Origin of the sequence: Streptomyces dangxiongensis, from assembly GCF_003675325.1 — a bacterium.
Taxonomy (GTDB): domain Bacteria; phylum Actinomycetota; class Actinomycetes; order Streptomycetales; family Streptomycetaceae; genus Streptomyces; species Streptomyces dangxiongensis.
This window is the reverse complement of the sequence record NZ_CP033073.1, coordinates 6509807-6527724: the sequence shown is the minus strand read 5'-3', so window position 1 is coordinate 6527724 and position 17918 is coordinate 6509807. Positions and strand designations below refer to the sequence as shown.

17 protein-coding genes are annotated in these 17918 nt (G+C 71.5%); 1 reads left to right on the top strand and 16 read right to left on the bottom strand.

All coding sequences use genetic code 11. From position 1 onward, the window contains the following. Positions 1 to 28: 28 nt before the first annotated feature. From coaBC to pyrR, 12 genes are all read right to left on the bottom strand, one after another. Positions 29 to 1231, bottom strand: a complete 1203-nt coding sequence (coaBC, locus tag D9753_RS29555; protein ID WP_121789777.1) for a bifunctional phosphopantothenoylcysteine decarboxylase/phosphopantothenate--cysteine ligase CoaBC — start codon at positions 1229 to 1231, stop codon at positions 29 to 31. A 105-nt stretch (positions 1232 to 1336) separates the two neighbouring features. After that, entirely contained in the window at positions 1337 to 1609 is a 273-nt protein-coding gene (rpoZ, locus tag D9753_RS29550; protein WP_005319902.1) for a DNA-directed RNA polymerase subunit omega, read from the bottom strand. A 53-nt stretch (positions 1610 to 1662) separates the two neighbouring features. Next, positions 1663 to 2256, bottom strand: coding sequence for a guanylate kinase (gmk, locus tag D9753_RS29545; RefSeq protein ID WP_121789776.1), 594 nt, complete (start codon positions 2254 to 2256; stop codon positions 1663 to 1665). A gap of 59 nt (positions 2257 to 2315) precedes the next feature. Beyond that, a complete protein-coding gene (locus tag D9753_RS29540; protein WP_003977346.1) occupies positions 2316 to 2639 on the bottom strand; it encodes an integration host factor in 324 nt (107 codons plus the stop codon). Positions 2640 to 2941: 302 nt separating this feature from the next. Beyond that, the gene (gene pyrF / locus D9753_RS29535) at positions 2942 to 3787 is read right to left on the bottom strand and encodes an orotidine-5'-phosphate decarboxylase (RefSeq protein WP_121789775.1); all 846 of its coding nucleotides are present in this window, start codon (positions 3785 to 3787) and stop codon (positions 2942 to 2944) included. Continuing rightward, a complete protein-coding gene (locus D9753_RS29530) occupies positions 3784 to 4890 on the bottom strand; it encodes a quinone-dependent dihydroorotate dehydrogenase (protein ID WP_121789774.1) in 1107 nt (368 codons plus the stop codon). The genes pyrF and D9753_RS29530 overlap by 4 nt, the downstream gene beginning before the upstream one ends. Positions 4891 to 4944: 54 nt before the next feature. Then, complete coding sequence (gene carB, locus D9753_RS29525; protein ID WP_121789773.1) at positions 4945 to 8253, bottom strand: carbamoyl-phosphate synthase large subunit; 3309 nt, start codon at positions 8251 to 8253, stop codon at positions 4945 to 4947. Then, entirely contained in the window at positions 8246 to 9403 is a 1158-nt protein-coding gene (gene carA / locus D9753_RS29520) for a glutamine-hydrolyzing carbamoyl-phosphate synthase small subunit (protein WP_121789772.1), read from the bottom strand. The genes carB and carA overlap by 8 nt, the downstream gene beginning before the upstream one ends. Further along, a complete protein-coding gene (locus D9753_RS29515; RefSeq protein ID WP_121789771.1) occupies positions 9400 to 9960 on the bottom strand; it encodes a PH-like domain-containing protein in 561 nt (186 codons plus the stop codon). Before D9753_RS29515 ends, carA begins: the two co-directional genes overlap by 4 nt. Beyond that, positions 9957 to 11243, bottom strand: a complete 1287-nt coding sequence (locus tag D9753_RS29510; protein ID WP_121789770.1) for a dihydroorotase — start codon at positions 11241 to 11243, stop codon at positions 9957 to 9959. The genes D9753_RS29515 and D9753_RS29510 overlap by 4 nt, the downstream gene beginning before the upstream one ends. 4 nt (positions 11244 to 11247) lie before the next feature. Then, the gene (locus D9753_RS29505) at positions 11248 to 12282 is read right to left on the bottom strand and encodes an aspartate carbamoyltransferase catalytic subunit (protein ID WP_121789769.1); all 1035 of its coding nucleotides are present in this window, start codon (positions 12280 to 12282) and stop codon (positions 11248 to 11250) included. Positions 12283 to 12373: 91 nt separating this feature from the next. Further along, complete coding sequence (pyrR, locus tag D9753_RS29500; RefSeq protein ID WP_121789768.1) at positions 12374 to 12946, bottom strand: bifunctional pyr operon transcriptional regulator/uracil phosphoribosyltransferase PyrR; 573 nt, start codon at positions 12944 to 12946, stop codon at positions 12374 to 12376. A 255-nt stretch (positions 12947 to 13201) separates the two neighbouring features. Between pyrR and bldD the strand changes: the two genes are divergently transcribed. Beyond that, positions 13202 to 13705, top strand: a complete 504-nt coding sequence (gene bldD / locus D9753_RS29495; RefSeq protein ID WP_121789767.1) for a transcriptional regulator BldD — start codon at positions 13202 to 13204, stop codon at positions 13703 to 13705. Between the two features lie 213 nt (positions 13706 to 13918). Here the strand turns inward: bldD and nusB are convergent, their stop codons facing one another. The 4 genes from nusB to D9753_RS29475 all read right to left on the bottom strand — a co-directional run bounded on the left by nusB (position 13919) and on the right by D9753_RS29475 (position 17770). After that, complete coding sequence (gene nusB / locus D9753_RS29490) at positions 13919 to 14347, bottom strand: transcription antitermination factor NusB (protein ID WP_121789766.1); 429 nt, start codon at positions 14345 to 14347, stop codon at positions 13919 to 13921. Positions 14348 to 14349: 2 nt separating this feature from the next. Further along, the gene (gene efp, locus D9753_RS29485) at positions 14350 to 14916 is read right to left on the bottom strand and encodes an elongation factor P (protein ID WP_121789765.1); all 567 of its coding nucleotides are present in this window, start codon (positions 14914 to 14916) and stop codon (positions 14350 to 14352) included. Positions 14917 to 14999: 83 nt separating this feature from the next. Next, complete coding sequence (locus D9753_RS29480; RefSeq protein WP_121789764.1) at positions 15000 to 16106, bottom strand: aminopeptidase P family protein; 1107 nt, start codon at positions 16104 to 16106, stop codon at positions 15000 to 15002. Between the two features lie 710 nt (positions 16107 to 16816). Further along, a complete protein-coding gene (locus D9753_RS29475; protein ID WP_121789763.1) occupies positions 16817 to 17770 on the bottom strand; it encodes a Pro-rich N-terminal domain-containing protein in 954 nt (317 codons plus the stop codon). Positions 17771 to 17918: the final 148 nt, after the last annotated feature.

Below are 17918 nucleotides of genomic sequence, written 5' to 3'. Positions count from 1 at the left end.
AGGCCCCGGCCGGTGGCCAGCGGGCGGGTCAGTCCAGCCGCTGGGCGACCAGATCCCAGACGATGTCGGCCAGGGCCTCCTTGGGGCCGTGCGGCACCGCGGTCTCACTGCCGTCGGCGCCCAGGACGACGGCCTCGTTCTCCTCGGAGCCGAAGGTCTTGCGCTCCCCCACCTCGTTGACCACGAGCAGGTCGCAGCCCTTGCGGGCGAGCTTGGTGCGGCCGTTGGCGAGGACGTCGTCGGTCTCGGCGGCGAAGCCGACGACCACCTGTCCGGGGCGGGCGCGGTCGGCGGAGATCTCCGCGAGAATGTCTGGATTCCGCACCAGCACGACCGGATCGGGCTCGTGGCCGTCCCTCTTCTTGATCTTCCCGGCGGCGTAGACGGCCGGACGGAAGTCGGCGACGGCGGCGGCCATGACCACGGCGTCGGCGTCCGCCGCGGCCTTGAGGACGGCCTCGCGGAGCTGGACGGCCGTGCCCACCGGGACGACGTCCACGCCCGCCGGGTCGGGCAGGCCGGTGTCGGCCGCGACCAGCGTCACCCGGGCGCCGCGGGCGGCGGCCGTACGGGCGAGGGCGTAGCCCTGCTTGCCGGAGGAGCGGTTGCCGAGGAAGCGGACCGGGTCGAGGGGCTCGCGGGTGCCGCCCGCGGAGACGACGACGTGCCGCCCCCGCAGGTCGGGCTCGGTGACGCCGCGGGCCAGCACCCGGCGGCAGACCTCGAAGATCTCCGCCGGGTCCGGGAGCCGGCCCTTGCCGGTGTCGACGCCGGTGAGGCGGCCGACGGCGGGCTCGATGACGACGGCGCCGCGACGGCGGAGCGTGGCCACGTTCTCCCGGGTGGCCGGGTGCTCCCACATCTCGGTGTGCATGGCCGGGGCGAAGACGACCGGGCAGCGGGCGGTCAGCAGCGTGTTGGTCAGCAGGTCGTCGGCGAGGCCGTGGGCCGCCTTGGCGAGCATGTCGGCCGTGGCCGGGGCGACGACCACCAGGTCGGCGTGCTGGCCGATGCGGACGTGCGGGACCTCGTGCACGTCGTCCCACACCTCGGGCGAGACGGGCTTGCCGGACAGGGCCGACCAGGTGGCGGCGCCGACGAACTGCAGCGCGGAGGCGGTCGGCACCACCCGGACGTCATGGCCCGACTCCGTGAACCTTCTCAGCAGCTCACAGGCCTTGTAGGCGGCGATGCCACCACTGACCCCCAGCACGACCCTCGGCTTGTCCACCGTGTCTCCCGGACTCGAAAAACGTACGACCGACTCCATGACACACCACAGGCCCGGCAGCGTGACTGCCGGGCCTGTGGATAAGTCGATCGCAATCTGAAAAAACTACTGCGCCGGGCCCTCGATGGCCTCAGAGGTCAGCAGACCGGCGTTGATCTCGCGCAGGGCGATCGAGAGCGGCTTCTCGTGCACGTGGGTGTCGACGAGCGGACCGACGTACTCGAGGAGGCCCTCGCCGAGCTGCGAGTAGTACGCGTTGATCTGGCGGGCACGCTTGGCCGCGTAGATCACGAGGCTGTACTTCGAGTCGGTGGCCTCGAGAAGCTCGTCGATCGGCGGGTTGATGATGCCCTCGGGCGCGGTGATGGAAGAGGACACGCTCTACCTTCCGATGGATGGAAAAGAATCAGTCATCGTGATCACAGTCACGATCACACAATGTCCATCAAGGCTAGCAGCTCGCGCGCCACGTCCTCGACGGAGGTGTTGACCAGGGTCACATCGAACTCCGGCTCGGCCGCCAGCTCGGTCCTGGCCGCCTCCAGGCGGCGCTCGATGACCTCGGGCGGCTCGGTCCCCCGCCCGGTGAGCCTGCGCACCAGCTCCTCCCAGGAGGGCGGGGCCAGGAACACCAACTGGGCGTCGGACAGCGACTCGCGGACCTGGCGTGCGCCCTGGAGGTCGATCTCCAGCAGGACGGGCTCGCCGTTCTCCAGCCGCTCCTGCACGGCCGCGCGGGGCGTGCCGTAGCGGTTGCCGGCGAACTCCGCCCACTCCAGCAGCTCGCCGTTGGCGATGAGCTTGTCCATCTCGTCGTCGGTGACGAAGAAATAGTGGACTCCGTGCTGCTCGCCTGGGCGCGGCTTGCGGGTGGTCGCCGACACCGAGAGCCAGACGTCGGGGTGTTTCTTGCGCATATGAGCGACGACCGTGCTCTTGCCGACCCCCGAGGGGCCGGAGAGCACGGTCAGCCGCGGACGTGCGTCCGGGGGTTCGGGGGACGTCCCCCGGAGTGTTACTGCCATGCAGCGATTATCCAGCAATCCCGGAGTGCCCGGGACTCCCTGTCCGTCGGGAGGCGGACTCAGGAGCCGGTGCTGCCGAACTCACGCTCCAGGGAGGCGATCTGGTTGGAACCGAGACCGCGCACGCGGCGGCTCTCGGAGATTCCCAGACGCTCCATGATCTGCTTGGCGCGGACCTTGCCCACGCCCGGCAGGGACTCCAGCAGCGCGGAGACCTTCATCTTGCCGATGACGTCGTTCTCCTGGCCCTGCTTGATGACCTCGTGCAGGGAGGCGCCGGAGTGCTTGAGTCGATTCTTGACCTCGGCCCGCTCCCGGCGAGCCGCGGCGGCCTTTTCGAGCGCGGCTGCGCGCTGTTCAGGGGTAAGGGGCGGAAGAGCCACGCCTACGTCACCTCGGATGTCGAACTGTCGGATACGGACCGGTGAGGAACCTAGTCGCCCCACACCTGGGGAGCTACGAGCAACACGCGTCACCCGTTCTCCCCCACTGCCATGGAGGGCGTCGGAGGCACCCCCACTGCTCGGAGACTAGCGGGCAAGTCCGCCAGAGTCAGCGAGAACAGCGGAAAAGTCCTGGTCAGCCTCCGTCAGGTCGGACATTTCAGGCATATTGCCCTCGATTTGCAGATGTATTCACACTCAGGTCGGTGCGACAGCGCTCAGCCGAGCACGCGACCGGCGGTTCAGGCGCCGTCGACGGCCGCCCGGATCTCCTCCGCGACGCGCTCGGCCGCCCCGCGCAGCGCGCTGACGTCGGGACCGTGACGCAGAACACCCCGGCTGACGTTGGGCACCACGTTGCGCACGGCCGCCCCGAAGACACGGGGAAGGTCCGCGGGGGTCGCTCCCTGGGCGCCGATGCCGGGCGCGAGGAGCGGGCCGTTGATGTCGAGGCCGTACGAGGACAGGTCGCCGAGCGTGGCGCCGACGACCGCGCCGAAGGAGCCCAGCGGCTCCTCCCCGGCGTTCTCGGCCGCCAGGTGGGCCAGCATGGTCGCGCCGACGGTCCGGCCGTCGGCGCGCACCGCGTGCTGCACCTCGCCGCCCTCCGGGTTCGAGGTCAGCGCCAGCACGAACAGGCCGGCGCCGCTCTCCCGGGCCAGTGCGACGGCCGGGCTGAGCGAGCCGTAGCCGAGGTACGGCGAGACGGTCAGGGCGTCGGAGAACAGCGGGGCGTCCTGGCGCAGGAACGCCTCGGCGTAGGCGGCCATGGTCGAGCCGATGTCGCCGCGCTTGGCGTCCATCACGACCAGGGCACCGGCCGCCCGCGCCTCCCGGACGGACGTCTCCAGGACCGCGAGGCCCCGCGAGCCGAACCGTTCGTAGAAGGCGCTCTGCGGCTTCAGGACGGCCACCCGGTCGGCCACGGCCTCCACCACCGTGCGGCTGAACCGTTCCAGCCCGGCGACGTCGTCGTCCAGGCCCCACTCGGCGAGCAGGGAGGCGTGCGGGTCGATGCCGACACACAGCGGGCCGCGCTCGTCCATGGCGCGGCGGAGGCGGGCGCCGAAGGGCTCGTACGAGGTCATGCGTGCTTCCTCACGTCGGCGCCGACCGCGTCGGCGAGGGTGGCGTAGGGGCTGGTGCGCAGACGGGCGGCGAGGCCCTTGTGGACGGCGCGGCACCAGAACGGGCCCTCGTAGACGAAGGCGCTGTAGCCCTGGACCAGCGTGGCACCGGCCAGGATGCGCTGCCAGGCGTCCTCGGCGCTCTCGATGCCCCCGACGCCCACCAGGGTGATCCGGTCGCCCACGCGCGCGTACAGGCGGCGCAGCACCTCCAGGGAGCGTGCCTTGAGCGGGGCTCCGGACAGGCCGCCGGTCTCCTCGACCAGCGCGGAGGCGGAGCGCAGGCCGAGGCCCTCGCGCGCGATGGTGGTGTTGGTGGCGATGATGCCGTCCAGGCCGAGTTCGACGGCCAGGTCGGCGACGGCGTCGACGTCCTCGTCGGCGAGGTCCGGGGCGATCTTCACCAGCAGCGGGACGCGCCGGTTCGCCACCGTGCGGTCGGCGGCCTCGCGCACGGCGGTCAGCAGCGGGCGCAGGTGGTCCACCGCCTGGAGGTCGCGCAGTCCGGGCGTGTTGGGCGAGGAGACGTTGACGACGAGGTAGTCGGCGTACGGCGCGAGGCGCTCGGCGGACTTCACGTAGTCGGCGACGGCCTCCGCCTCCGGTACGACCTTGGTCTTGCCGATGTTGACGCCGACGACGGTCCGGAAGACCGGCTCACGGGTCGCCAGGCGGGCCGCGACGGCCAGCGAGCCGTCGTTGTTGAAGCCCATGCGGTTGATCAGGGCGCGGTCCTCGACCAGCCGGAACAGCCGCTTCTTCGGGTTGCCGGGCTGCGGCTCGCCGGTGACCGTGCCGATCTCGACGTGGTCGAAGCCCAGCATGGACATGCCGTCGATGGCGACGGCGTTCTTGTCGAAGCCGGCGGCGAGGCCGAAGGGGCCGTGCATCCGCAGCCCGAAGGCCTCGGTGCGCAGCTCCTTGTGGCGGGGCGCGAGGGCGGCGGCGGCGAAGGTGCGCAGCACGGGGACGCGGGCGGCCAGCCGGATCCAGCGGAAGGCCAGGTGGTGGGCCTGCTCGGGGTCCATCCGCCGGAAGACAAGGCGGAAGAAGATCTTGTACATGTGGGTGTCCTCATGAAGAGGGGGACACCGTTTCCGGTGTCCCCCTCGGGGCTGCTAGTCGCGGGCCGCGATCAGGTGTTCGGCGTGTTCCTGGAGCGAGCGGACGCCCACGTCGCCGTGGTTGAGGGCGTCGATGCCCTGGACGGCCGCCGCGAGCGCCTGGACGGTCGTCAGGCAGGGCACGGAGCGGGCCACCGCGGCCGTACGGATGTCGTAGCCGTCGAGGCGGCCACCGGTGCCGTACGGGGTGTTGACGATGAGGTCGACCTCGCCGTCGTGGATTAGCTGGACGATGGTCTTCTCGCCGTTGGGGCCGGTGCCCTCGGACTGCTTGCGGACGACCGTGGCGTTGATGCCGTTGCGCTTGAGGACCTCGGCGGTGCCGGAGGTGGCGAGCAGCTCGAAGCCGTGGGCGACCAGCTCGCGCGCCGGGAAGATCATCGAGCGCTTGTCGCGGTTGGCGACCGAGATGAACGCGCGGCCCTTGGTGGGCAGCGGGCCGTAGGCACCCGCCTGCGACTTGGCGTACGCCGTGCCGAAGACGGAGTCGATGCCCATGACCTCGCCGGTGGAGCGCATCTCCGGGCCGAGGATGGTGTCGACGCCGCGGCCCTGGATGTCCCGGAAGCGGGACCAGGGCAGGACGGCCTCCTTGACCGAGATCGGCGCGTCGAACGGCAGCTCGCCGCCGTCGCCCTTCCTCGGCAGCAGGCCCTCGGCGCGCAGCTCGGCGATGGTCGCGCCCAGCGAGATGCGGGCGGCGGCCTTGGCGAGCGGTACCGCGGTCGCCTTCGAGGTGAAGGGGACCGTACGGGAGGCGCGCGGGTTGGCCTCCAGGACGTAGAGGATGTCGCCGGCCATCGCGAACTGGATGTTGATCAGGCCGCGCACGCCGACGCCCCTGGCGATGGCCTCGGTGGAGGCGCGCAGGCGCTTGATGTCGAAGCCGCCGAGGGTGATCGGGGGCAGCGCGCACGCCGAGTCGCCGGAGTGGATGCCGGCCTCCTCGATGTGCTCCATGACTCCGCCGAGGTACAGCTCCTCGCCGTCGTAGAGGGCGTCGACGTCGATCTCGATCGCGTCGTCGAGGAAGCGGTCGACGAGGACCGGCCGGGAGGGGCTGATCTCCGTCGACTCGGCGATGTAGGAGGCGAGACGGGTCTCGTCGTAGACGATCTCCATGCCGCGCCCGCCGAGGACGTAGGAGGGCCGGACCAGGACCGGGTAGCCGATCTCGTCGGCGATGGCCTTGGCCTCCTCGAAGGTGGTGGCCGTGCCGTGCTTGGGCGCCGGCAGGCCCGCCTCCGCCAGGACGCGGCCGAAGGCGCCGCGGTCCTCGGCCGCGTGGATGGCCTCGGGGGGCGTGCCGACGACCGGCACGCCGTTGTCCTTCAGGGCCTGCGCCAGGCCCAGCGGGGTCTGGCCGCCAAGCTGGACGATGACGCCCGCGAGCGGGCCCGCCTGCTGCTCGGCGTGGACGATCTCCAGCACGTCCTCGAGCGTCAGCGGCTCGAAGTACAGGCGGTCTGAGGTGTCGTAGTCCGTGGAGACGGTCTCCGGGTTGCAGTTGACCATCACGGTCTCGTATCCGGCGTCGGACAGCGCGAAGGAGGCGTGCACGCAGGAGTAGTCGAACTCGATGCCCTGGCCGATGCGGTTCGGGCCCGAGCCGAGGATGATCACCGCCGGCTTCTCGCGGCGCGCGACCTCGGTCTCCTCGTCGTAGGAGGAGTAGAAGTACGGCGTCTTCGCGGCGAACTCGGCGGCGCAGGTGTCGACCGTCTTGTAGACCGGGCGGATGCCGAGGGCGTGCCGGACCTCACGGACGACGTCCTCGCGCAGGCCGCGGATCTCGCCGATCTGCTGGTCGGAGAAGCCGTGCCGCTTGGCCTCGGCGAGCAGGTCGGCGGTCAGCTCGGGCGCGCCGGCCAGCTCGTCCGCGATCTCCTTGATCAGGAAGAGCTGGTCCACGAACCACGGGTCGATCTTCGTGTAGTCGAAGACCTCCTCGGGCGTGGCGCCCGCGCGGATGGCCTGCATGACGGTGTTGATCCGACCGTCGGTGGGCCGTACGGCCTCGCGCAGCAGGGTTTCCTTGTCACCGGGGTCGCCGGTGAAGGCGAACTGGCTGCCCTTCTTCTCCAGCGAGCGCAGCGCCTTCTGGAAGGCCTCGGGGAAGTTGCGGCCGATGGCCATGGCCTCGCCGACCGACTTCATGGTGGTGGTCAGCGTGGAGTCGGCCTGCGGGAACTTCTCGAAGGCGAACCGCGGGGCCTTGACGACCACGTAGTCGAGCGTGGGCTCGAAGGAGGCCGGGGTCTCGCGCGTGATGTCGTTCGGGATCTCGTCCAGCGTGTAGCCGACGGCCAGCTTGGCGGCGATCTTGGCGATCGGGAAGCCGGTCGCCTTGGAGGCGAGGGCGGAGGAACGCGACACGCGCGGGTTCATCTCGATGACGATCACGCGGCCGTCCTCGGGGTTCACCGCGAACTGGATGTTGCAGCCGCCGGTGTCGACGCCGACCTCGCGGATGACGGCGATGCCGACGTCGCGCAGGATCTGGTACTCGCGGTCGGTCAGCGTCATCGCGGGCGCGACGGTGATGGAGTCACCGGTGTGCACGCCCATCGGGTCGAAGTTCTCGATGGAGCAGACGACCACGACGTTGTCGTGCTTGTCGCGCATCAGCTCCAGCTCGTACTCCTTCCAGCCGAGGATGGACTCCTCCAGGAGGACCTCGGTGGTCGGGGAGAGGGTCAGGCCCTGGCCGGCGATGCGGCGCAGCTCCTCCTCGTCGTGCGCGAAGCCGGAGCCGGCGCCGCCCATGGTGAAGGAGGGGCGGACGACGACCGGGTAGCCGCCGAGCGTCTCGACGCCCTGGATGACGTCGTCCATGGAGTGGCAGATGACCGAGCGGGCGGACTCGCCGTGCCCGATCTTGCGGCGGACCTCCTCGACGACGCCCTTGAACAGGTCGCGGTCCTCGCCCTTGTGGATGGCCTCGGGCTTGGCGCCGATCAGCTCGACGCCGTACTTCTCCAGCGCGCCGTTCTCGTGCAGCGAGATGGCGGTGTTCAGGGCCGTCTGGCCGCCCAGCGTGGGCAGCAGGGCGTCGGGGCGCTCCTTGGCGATGATCTTCTCGACGAACTCGGGGGTGATCGGCTCGACGTAGGTGGCGTCGGCGATCTCCGGATCCGTCATGATCGTCGCCGGGTTGGAGTTGACGAGGACGACGCGCAGGCCCTCGGCCTTGAGCACCCGGCACGCCTGGGTGCCGGAGTAGTCGAACTCGGCGGCCTGGCCGATGACGATCGGGCCGGAGCCGATGACCAGGACGGACTGGATATCGGTGCGCTTAGGCACGCTGGCCCTCCATCAGGGAAACGAAGCGGTCGAACAGGTAGGCGGCGTCGTGCGGTCCGGCTGCCGCTTCCGGGTGGTACTGCACGGAGAAGGCGGGCTGGTCGAGCAACTGGAGCCCCTCCACGACGTTGTCGTTGAGGCAGACGTGCGAGACCTCGGCGCGGCCGAACTTCGTCTCGCTGACCTTGTCGAGCGGCGCGTCCACGGCGAATCCGTGATTGTGCGCGGTGACCTCCACCTTGCCGGTCGTACGGTCCTGGACCGGCTGGTTGATGCCGCGGTGGCCGTACTTCAGTTTGTAGGTGCCGAAGCCGAGCGCGCGGCCGAGGATCTGGTTGCCGAAGCAGATGCCGAACAGGGGGGTCCTGCGCTCCAGGACGGCCGACATGAGCGCGACCGGGCCGTCGGCCGTGGCCGGGTCGCCGGGGCCGTTGGAGAAGAAGACGCCGTCCGGGCCGACGGCGTAGACGTCGTCGGCGGTGGCGGTGGCGGGCAGGACGTGCACCTCGATGCCGCGCTCGGCCATGCGGTGCGGGGTCATGCCCTTGATGCCGAGGTCGATGGCGGCGACGGTGAACCGCTTCTCGCCGACCGCCGGGACGACGTACGCCTCCTTGGTCGCGACCTCCTCGTACAGGCTCGCGCCCTTCATGTGCGGCTGGGCCTGCACGCGCTCCAGCAGCTCGGCCTCGGGGGCGACCGCCTCGCCCGAGAAGATGCCGGCGCGCATCGAGCCGCGCTCACGCAGGTGACGGGTGAGGGCCCGGGTGTCGATGCCGGAGATGCCGACGACGCCCTGGCGCTCCAGTTCGTCGTCCAGGGAGCGCTTAGCGCGCCAGTTGGACGGCACGCGCGCGGGGTCGCGCACCACGTAGCCGGAGACCCAGATGCGGCCCGACTCGTCGTCCTCGTCGTTCCAGCCGGTGTTGCCGATCTGCGGGGCGGTCGCGACGACGATCTGGCGGTCGTACGACGGGTCGGTCAGGGTCTCCTGGTAACCGGTCATGCCGGTGGAGAACACGGCCTCGCCGAAGGTCTCCCCCACGTTCCCGTAGGCGCGGCCGCGGAAGAGGCGGCCGTCCTCCAGGACGAGTACGGCGGGAAGCGCCTTGTTCCTCTGGGAGGAGCTTCCCCTGGTGGAGGTCGTCATCGTGCGCCTTCCGTCTCGGTGGTCATCTGGTTCAGGGTGTCGACCCACTCGGTGTGCTCGGCCGCGCGGTCGGAGCGGAACCCGGAGTCGATCAGTTTGTCGCCGTGCGCCCAGGTCACCACCAGCAGTCCGCCCTCGGTGAGGACCTTGCCGGCGATGCCCTTGTCCAGGCGCGCCTCCCGCAGTGCGGCGGTGGGGACGAAGAAGTCGGCCGCCCCGGGGCGCTCGACCTCCAGGCCCGCGTCGGTCAGGGTGAGCTCGACCCGGCTGCGGGTGCCGAGGCCGTGGGCCACGATGCGGTCCAGCCACTGTCCGGCGGTGGTGGAGCCGTGGTAGCGGCCGCTCATCGTCAGTCTCGCCTCGCCGGGCTCGTCCGGCGCGGTGGGCAGCTCCGGGATGTCGCCCTGGAGGGTGCCGCGCCACTTCCAGCCCTCGCGCATCAGCCAGTAGACGAGCGCGATGAACAGGACGAGTCCGACGAGCCAGCCGATGCGGGCCGGCCAGTCGGTGACGTCGGCCGACCTCCTGGCCTCGGCCAGCAGGATTACAGGTGTCACGTGAGCTTCCCGTCGACGAGCGTGCCCTTGCCCCGCAGCCAGGTGTGGGTGACCCGGCCCGGCAGCTCGCGCCCCTGGTAGGGGGTGTTGCGGCTGCGTGAGGCGAAGCCCGCGGGGTCCACCTGGCCACGGTATGCCGTATCGACGAGGGTGAGGTTGGCGGGCTCACCAGCCGAGACGGGACGGCCGTGCCCGGTGGCCTGTCCGATCTGCGCGGGCCGGAAGGACATGCGGTCGGCGACGCCGGCCCAGTCCAGCAGGCCCGTGTCGACCATGGTCTCCTGGACCACCGACAACGCCGTCTCCAGGCCGACCATGCCCATGGCGGCGGCGGCCCACTCGCAGTCCTTGTCCTCGTGCGGGTGCGGGGCGTGGTCGGTGGCGACGATGTCGATCGTGCCGTCGGCGAGCGCCTCGCGCAGGGCCATGACGTCCCGCTCGGTGCGCAGCGGCGGGTTGACCTTGTAGACGGGGTTGTACGTCCGTACGAGCTCGTCGGTGAGGAGCAGGTGGTGCGGGGTGACCTCGGCGGTGACCCGGATGCCGCGGGACTTGGCCCAGCGGACGATCTCGACCGAGCCGGCGGTCGACAGGTGGCAGATGTGGACGCGGGAGCCGACGTGCTCGGCGAGCAGCACGTCCCGCGCGATGACCGACTCCTCGGCGACGGCCGGCCAGCCGCCCAGGCCCAGCTCGGCGGAGACGACGCCCTCGTTCATCTGGGCGCCCTCGGTCAGGCGCGGCTCCTGCGCGTGCTGGGCGACGACCCCTCCGAAGGCCTTCACGTACTCCAGCGCGCGGCGCATGATCACGGCGTCGTCCACGCACTTGCCGTCGTCGGAGAAGACGGTGACGCCGGCGGCGGACTCGTGCATGGCGCCCAGCTCGGCGAGGTTCCTGCCCTCCAGGCCGACGGTGACGGCGCCGATGGGCTGCACGTCGCAGTAGCCGTGCTCCCTGCCGAGCCGCCAGACCTGCTCGACGACGCCGGCGGTGTCGGCGACCGGGAAGGTGTTGGCCATGGCGAACACGGCCGTGTAGCCGCCGCTCGCCGCCGCGCGGGTGCCGGTGAGCACCGTCTCGGAGTCCTCTCGGCCCGGCTCGCGCAGGTGGGTGTGCAGGTCGACCAGGCCGGGCAGCAGCACCTTGCCGCCGGCCTCGACGACCTCGGCGCCTTCGGCGGACAGCCCGGTGCCGACCTCGGCGACGGTCTCGCCGTCGATGAGCACGTCCTGCGGCTCACCGCCGAGCACCCTGGCGCCACGGATCAGGATCTTGCTCATGGTCTTACTTCTCCTCGGCCGTGAAGGGGGTGTGCGCGGAGCGCTCGTCGGCGGGCTGGTGGTGGGAGACGGACGGGCGGGCGTGGGTGACGGCGGGTTCGTTGCCGCCGAGCAGCAGGTAGAGGACGGCCATGCGGATGGAGACGCCGTTGGCGACCTGCTCCACCGCGGTACAGCGGTCGGAGTCGGCGACCTCGGCGGTGATCTCCATGCCGCGGACCATCGGGCCGGGGTGCATCACGATGGCGTGCCCGGGCAGTCTGGCCATGCGGTCGCCGTCGAGGCCGTAGCGCCGCGCGTACTCGCGCTCGGTCGGGAAGAAGGCCGCGTTCATCCGCTCGCGCTGGACGCGGAGCATCATCACCGCGTCACTCTTGGGCAGCGTGCTGTCGAGGTCGTACGAGACCGCGCACGGCCAGGACTCCACTCCGATCGGCAGCAGGGTGGGCGGGGCGACGAGGGTGACCTCGGCGCCGAGGGTGTGCAGCAGGTCCACGTTGGAGCGGGCGACCCGGCTGTGCAGGACGTCACCGACGACGGTGACGCGCTTGCCGGACAGGTCCTGGCCGAGCCCGGTGTCGCGGCCGGTCAGCCGGCGGCGCAGGGTGAAGGCGTCCAGCAGTGCCTGGGTGGGGTGCTGGTGGGTGCCGTCGCCGGCGTTGATGACGGCGGCGTCGATCCAGCCCGAGTTGGCCAGGCGGTACGGGGCTCCGGAGGCGCCGTGCCGGATGACCACGGCGTCGACGCCCATGGCCTCCAGGGTCTGGGCGGTGTCCTTCAGGGACTCGCCCTTGGACACCGACGATCCCTTGGCGGTGAAGTTGATGACGTCGGCGGACAGGCGCTTCTCGGCGGCTTCGAAGGAGATGCGCGTGCGCGTGGAGTCCTCGAAGAAGAGGTTGACGATCGTCCGGCCGCGCAGGGTCGGCAGCTTCTTGATCGGCCGGGCGGCGACCCGGGCCATCTCCTCGGCGGTGTCGAGGATCAGGACGGCGTCGTCGCGGGTGAGATCGGCGGCCGAGATGAGATGACGGTGCATCTGTCAGGCTCCGTAAGGCAGTTCAAATGGGGAGAAGCAGGGCAGACCAGTGCGCGTACCGGCACGCCGAGGCGGCCGGGCGCCCGGCTTGCTACTGACCGGCCGGCTTGGCACCGAGCAGCACGGTGTCGCGACCGTCCTCCTCGGTGAGCTGGACCTTGACCGTCTCCCGCAGCGACGTGGGGAGGTTCTTGCCGACGTAGTCGGCACGGATGGGCAGTTCGCGGTGGCCGCGGTCGACCAGGACCGCGAGCTGGACCGCGCGCGGGCGCCCGATGTCGTTCAGGGCGTCCAGGGCGGCGCGGATGGTGCGACCGGAGAACAGCACGTCGTCGACGAGGACGACGAGCCTGCCGTCGATGCCGTCACCGGGGATCTCGGTGCGGGCCAGCGCGCGCGGCGGGTGCATGCGCAGGTCGTCGCGGTACATGGTGATGTCGAGCGAGCCGACCGGGACCGTCCGGTCGGTGATCTGCTCCAGCTTGGCGGCGAGCCGCTGGGCGAGGAAGACGCCCCGGGTCGGAATGCCGAGGAGCACCACGTCGTCGGCGCCCTTGGCGCGTTCGACAATCTCGTGGGCGATGCGGGTCAGCACCCGCGCGATGTCGGGGCCCTCCAGGACGGGCCGCGCATCGGCGGCGGACGGATTCGCGTGGGTGTCCATAAGAAACGGACCTCCTTCTCCGCCTCACGGGACGGACCTTAAAGGACGTCGGATTTGCGCCATCCACGGTAGCAGGTACCCGGAGCGGCCCGGTGCGTCACCCCCTCGGCCCAGCCGGCCCCCGCCACCACGGAAGAGTCGGTGTGGACCATTCGGCTTGACGCAGAAGAGTCACGCTGCGTAACCTCACAGTGAGTTACCAGCGGCGCGGCGGGAAGGCAGCCGGCCGCGTCGACACAGTGTCCGGGGAGCTATATGTCCAGCGAATACGCCAAACAGCTCGGGGCCAAGCTCCGGGCCATCCGCACCCAGCAGGGCCTTTCCCTCCACGGTGTCGAGGAGAAGTCACAGGGGCGCTGGAAGGCCGTGGTGGTCGGTTCGTACGAGCGCGGCGACCGCGCCGTGACCGTACAGCGCCTGGCCGAATTGGCCGATTTCTATGGCGTTCCCGTGCAGGAGCTGCTGCCGGGCACCACGCCGGGCGGCGCCGCCGAGCCGCCGCCGAAGCTGGTCCTGGACCTGGAGCGGCTGGCCACCGTGCCGGCCGAGAAGGCGGGCCCCCTCCAGCGCTACGCGGCGACGATCCAGTCCCAGCGCGGCGACTACAACGGGAAGGTGCTCTCGATCCGCCAGGACGACCTGCGCACACTCGCCGTCATCTACGACCAGTCCCCCTCGGTCCTCACCGAGCAACTGATCAGCTGGGGCGTCCTGGACGCCGACGCGCGCCGCGCGGTGGCCGCCCACGACGAGGCCTGAGCCCCCGCTCGCGCCTCAGCAGAAACGTGCCGCCGGGGCGGCCGGAACCTCACGGTTCCGGCCGCCCCGGCGGCGTTCACGACTGTTCCGGCGCTCTGCCGCGCCCGGGCCGGCACACGTGCCGCCCAAGGAGCGCGGGGCCGCATCGCGGATGCGGCCCCGTGACGTGGGCACGAGCGACCACGGACGACCCGCAGCCGCCGCCGAGCGCGCCTAGGCGCGGCGCAGCGTCGGCTTCAGCTCCTTCAGCCGGCCCAGCAGGCCGTTGACGAACGAGGGCGACTCGTCGGTGGAGAACTCCTTGGCCAGTTGCACCATCTCATCCAGGACGACGGCGTCCGGGGTCTCGTCCACCCAGATCAGCTCGTACGCGCCCAGCCGCAGGATGTTGCGGTCGACGACCGGCATACGGTCGAGCGCCCAGCCCACCGCGTACTGGGAGATCAGCTCGTCGATCCGCGCCGCGTGCTCCGCGTAGCCCTCGATCAACTGCATCGTGTACTCGCTGACCGGCGGCTGCCGGGTGTCCGACCGGGAGAGCCGGATCCAGTCCGCGAGCACCGTCAGAACGTCGGCGTCGCGCTGGTCGCCCTCGAAGAGGATCTGGAAGGCGCGCTTGCGGGCCGTGTTGCGGGCAGCCACGGTTAGCTGTTCACCCGGCCGAGGTAGTCGCTGGTGCGGGTGTCGACCTTGATCTTCTCACCGGTGGTGATGAAGAGCGGGACCTGGATCTGGTGACCGGTCTCCAGGGTGGCGGGCTTGGTGCCGCCGGTGGAGCGGTCGCCCTGGACGCCCGGCTCGGTCTCCTGGACGGTCAGCTCGACGGCGGCCGGCAGCTCGACGAAGAGCACCTCGCCCTCGTGCTGAGCGACGGTGGCGGTGAAGCCCTCGATCAGGAAGTTGGCGGCGTCGCCGACGGCCTTGCGGTCGACCATGAGCTGGTCATAGGTCTGCATGTCCATGAAGACGAAGTACTCGCCGTCCATGTACGAGAACTGCATGTCGCGCTTGTCGACAGTGGCCGTCTCGACCTTGACACCGGCGTTGAAGGTCTTGTCGACGACCTTGCCGGAGAGCACGTTCTTGAGCTTGGTGCGCACGAAGGCCGGGCCCTTGCCGGGCTTGACGTGCTGGAACTCGACGACGGACCAGAGCTGGCCGCCTTCGAGCTTGAGCACCAGGCCGTTCTTGAGGTCGTTCGTGGAAGCCACGGTTGCGGAATCTCCTGGACTGACGTACGACCCCGGGACACGCGCCCAGCGGCTCCGGAGAAGTGCCTCTTCCCTGGGTTCGCTCAGAGCGCGAGCAGCTCCTTGGTCGTGATGGTGAGTAGCTCGGGTCCGCCGTCCGCCTCGGGGCGCACGACGAGCGTGTCATCGATCCGGACACCGCCCCGGCCCGGGAGGTGGACCCCCGGTTCGACGGTGACCGGCACGCAAGCGTCCAGTTTACCCATGGCCGCGGGAGCTAGCTGCGGGTCCTCGTCAATTTCGAGTCCGACCCCGTGTCCGGTCAGCGGTGGCAGGGACTCCGCATAGCCCGCCGAGTCCAGTACCTGCCGTGCGGCGTGGTCCACGTCACGGTAGGCGGTACCGGGTGCCAGGCACTCGCGCCCGGCCCGCTGGGCGGCGAAGACGAGGTCGTACAGCTCGATCTGCCAGTCGGCGGGCGAGGTGCCGATGACGAAGGTGCGGCCGATCTCGCAGCGGTAGCCGCGGTAGGTGGCGCCGAGGCACACGGAGAGGAAGTCGCCCTCCTCCACGCGCCGGTCGGTGGGGCGGTGGCCGCGGCGGCCGGCGTGCGGTCCGGTGGCCACGGAGGTGGGGAAGGCCGGGCCGTCGGCGCCGTGGTCCACCAGGCGCCGCTCCAGCTCCAGCGCGAGGTGCCGCTCGGTACGGCCGACCAGGATGGACTCCAGCAGCTCACCGAGGGCCTGGTCGGCGATCTCGGCGCCGATGCGGAGACAGGAGATCTCCTCCTCGTCCTTGACCACCCTGAGCTGTTCCACTGCGCCGCCGAGGTCGACGAGGCGGAGCCCCGGGGCGACGGAGGTGATCGCCCGGTGCCGGCTGACGGTGAGGTGGTGCTCCTCCACGGCGAGGCCGTCGGCGTCCTGCCCCGCGGCGAGGTCCGCCGCGGCGACCGCCGGGTCGCCCCCGGGGGACGCGAGGACGTGCAGGCGCAGGTTCTCGTCCGGCCGGCCTTCGGTGGCGCGGTCGCCGGGCGGACCCGCGCACACCAGGAGGTCCTCACGCCGGCCTAGCAGGAGGACGGCGCCCTGGGGGGCGGCCCCCGCCAGATAGCGCACGTTGGCGGGTCGGCTGACCAGGGCGGCGGGGGCGCCGGCCGCGTTGCAGCGGTCCCTCAGCCGGGATCGGCGGTTCGCGTACACCTCTGACATGAGATGAGCGTAGGAGTTCTGCCCGGATTGTGCCGGTTGGCAAGGGCCGAGTGGGGACGGAGGCCGTGGGGACGGGGGTCCACGGCGCCCCGGATCCGGCCCTCCGGACGCCCTGGGACGGCGCCGCGTCGGATTCCGGGAGCCCGTGGCACGGGGCTTGTGGCACGGCACCGCGGGCCCGGGGCGGGGCACCTTGGGGCCCGGGGCGGGGCACCGCGGGACCCGAAGCGGGACACCGCGGGCCCCGGAGCAGGACGGGACGCAGTGAATTCCGCTAGCCGACAGCACGGGCCTGGAGCGCGGCTCCCCGAGGCCCGGGGACCGGCCCTGCCACGCTTCGCGGCGCGGCTCGATGACGCATCGGGGCGCGGCTCAGCGGCCCCCGGGACTCCGTGACGGATCTCGGGCGCGGCTCCGTGACACCTCGCAGCGCGACTCCGTGACGCATCGGGCGCGACTCAGCGGACCCCAGGAGCCCGTGACACACCTCGCGGCGCCACTCCCTCACGTCCCGCAGCGCGACTCCGTGACGCATCCGGCGAGGCTCAGCGGACCCCCGGACCTCGTGACACCTCGCAGCGCGGCTCCGGTTCCGTCGGACCTGGGGCGCGGCACGCAGGCGCCGGGGCCCGGTTCACCAGCGGCGCGCGTGTGCGGCCCCGGGGCGGGTGGCCCGCGTCGTTTCGCGTGGTCCTCGGGGGCGCCGTCGTTCACCAGCTCGGCGGGCTCGCTATGGCTCTCGCCAGGACCTCGTCCAGGACGCGGGCCGTCGCGGGGACGTCGAGCTGGGAGTTGTCGATGATCGGCAGGCCCGAGCCGTACCAGCCGGCCATGCGGCCGTGGATGCGGGCCACCTCCTCGTCGGTGAGACGGCGGTTGCCGCTGCGTTCGGCGTTGCGCTCCAGGACGATGTCCAGGCCCGGCAGGAGGACGACCGGGAGCAGGCCGGGGCCCACGTGCCGCTTCCAGCCGCCGAGGCCCACGACCGGGCGGTCGGGGAAGACGGCGTCGTCCAGGATGCAGGAGATGCCGTTGGCGAGGAAGTTACGGGCGGCGAAGCCACAGGTGCGGCGGGCCAGGCGGTACTGCGCCTCGGAGTTGTCGTTCCAGCCGGACTGGGGGTCGGCGAAACCGGAACGTACCCATTCGCGGACGTCGTCCAGGCTGATGTGGGCCGTGGGGACGCGGCGGTGGTCCGCCCAGTACTTGGCGACGCTGGTCTTGCCCGCGCCCGCCGGACCGATGAGGAGGACGGCGAGGGTGGTGGAGGCCGGGTCCGGGGCCGGGACCGTGGCCGTGGCGGGCGGCGCCGACGGCACGCCGACCGGGCCGCCGGGTGGCAGCGGCACGTGCCCGGTGGTATCTGGGGCCGGCGGCGGGCCGGGGGTGTGCTGAGGCGGCGCGTGCCGCGGGGGCGCCGGCGGCACCGGACCGGAGCCGGGCGGGGCCTGCGGCGGCGGGCCGGGCGGGGCCGGGAAGCCCGGTGGGAGGACGGGGACGGGACCCTGGGATGTGCCCGGGGGCGGCCCCGGGTGGTGTGCGCCCGACGCCCCGCCGGCGTGCGGGTCTCGCCCCGGGTGGTGTGCGGCCGACGCCCAGCCGGCGTGCGGTCCCTGCCCCAACTGGTGGGGCGGCGGCAGCGGAGACCCGACTGCGTACTGCATCCGTTGCCACTCCGTCTCGTCGTCTTGGCTCGTTCGCCGCCGAGGCGTCCGAGTCGGTGTCGACACGCCCCTCCAGCTCACTCGCTACAGGCAATTGGCGCTGGCAGCGAGGGTGCGCCCCCGCTCGCCACCGAACGGTACCGTCCCC

Bases quoted from the DNA above. Each gene is read 5' to 3' on its own strand.
- gmk (WP_121789776.1), bottom strand. From the start codon at position 2,256: ATGGCAGTAACACTCCGGGGGACGTCCCCCGAACCCCCGGACGCACGT.
- D9753_RS29480 (WP_121789764.1), bottom strand. From the start codon at position 16,106: ATGTCAGAGGTGTACGCGAACCGCCGATCCCGGCTGAGGGACCGCTGC.
- pyrF (WP_121789775.1), bottom strand. From the start codon at position 3,787: ATGACCTCGTACGAGCCCTTCGGCGCCCGCCTCCGCCGCGCCATGGAC.
- carA (WP_121789772.1), bottom strand. From the start codon at position 9,403: ATGACGACCTCCACCAGGGGAAGCTCCTCCCAGAGGAACAAGGCGCTT.
- D9753_RS29505 (WP_121789769.1), bottom strand. From the start codon at position 12,282: ATGCACCGTCATCTCATCTCGGCCGCCGATCTCACCCGCGACGACGCC.
- D9753_RS29510 (WP_121789770.1), bottom strand. From the start codon at position 11,243: ATGAGCAAGATCCTGATCCGTGGCGCCAGGGTGCTCGGCGGTGAGCCG.
- D9753_RS29530 (WP_121789774.1), bottom strand. From the start codon at position 4,890: ATGTACAAGATCTTCTTCCGCCTTGTCTTCCGGCGGATGGACCCCGAG.
- D9753_RS29475 (WP_121789763.1), bottom strand. From the start codon at position 17,770: ATGCAGTACGCAGTCGGGTCTCCGCTGCCGCCGCCCCACCAGTTGGGG.
- bldD (WP_121789767.1), top strand. From the start codon at position 13,202: ATGTCCAGCGAATACGCCAAACAGCTCGGGGCCAAGCTCCGGGCCATC.
- pyrR (WP_121789768.1), bottom strand. From the start codon at position 12,946: ATGGACACCCACGCGAATCCGTCCGCCGCCGATGCGCGGCCCGTCCTG.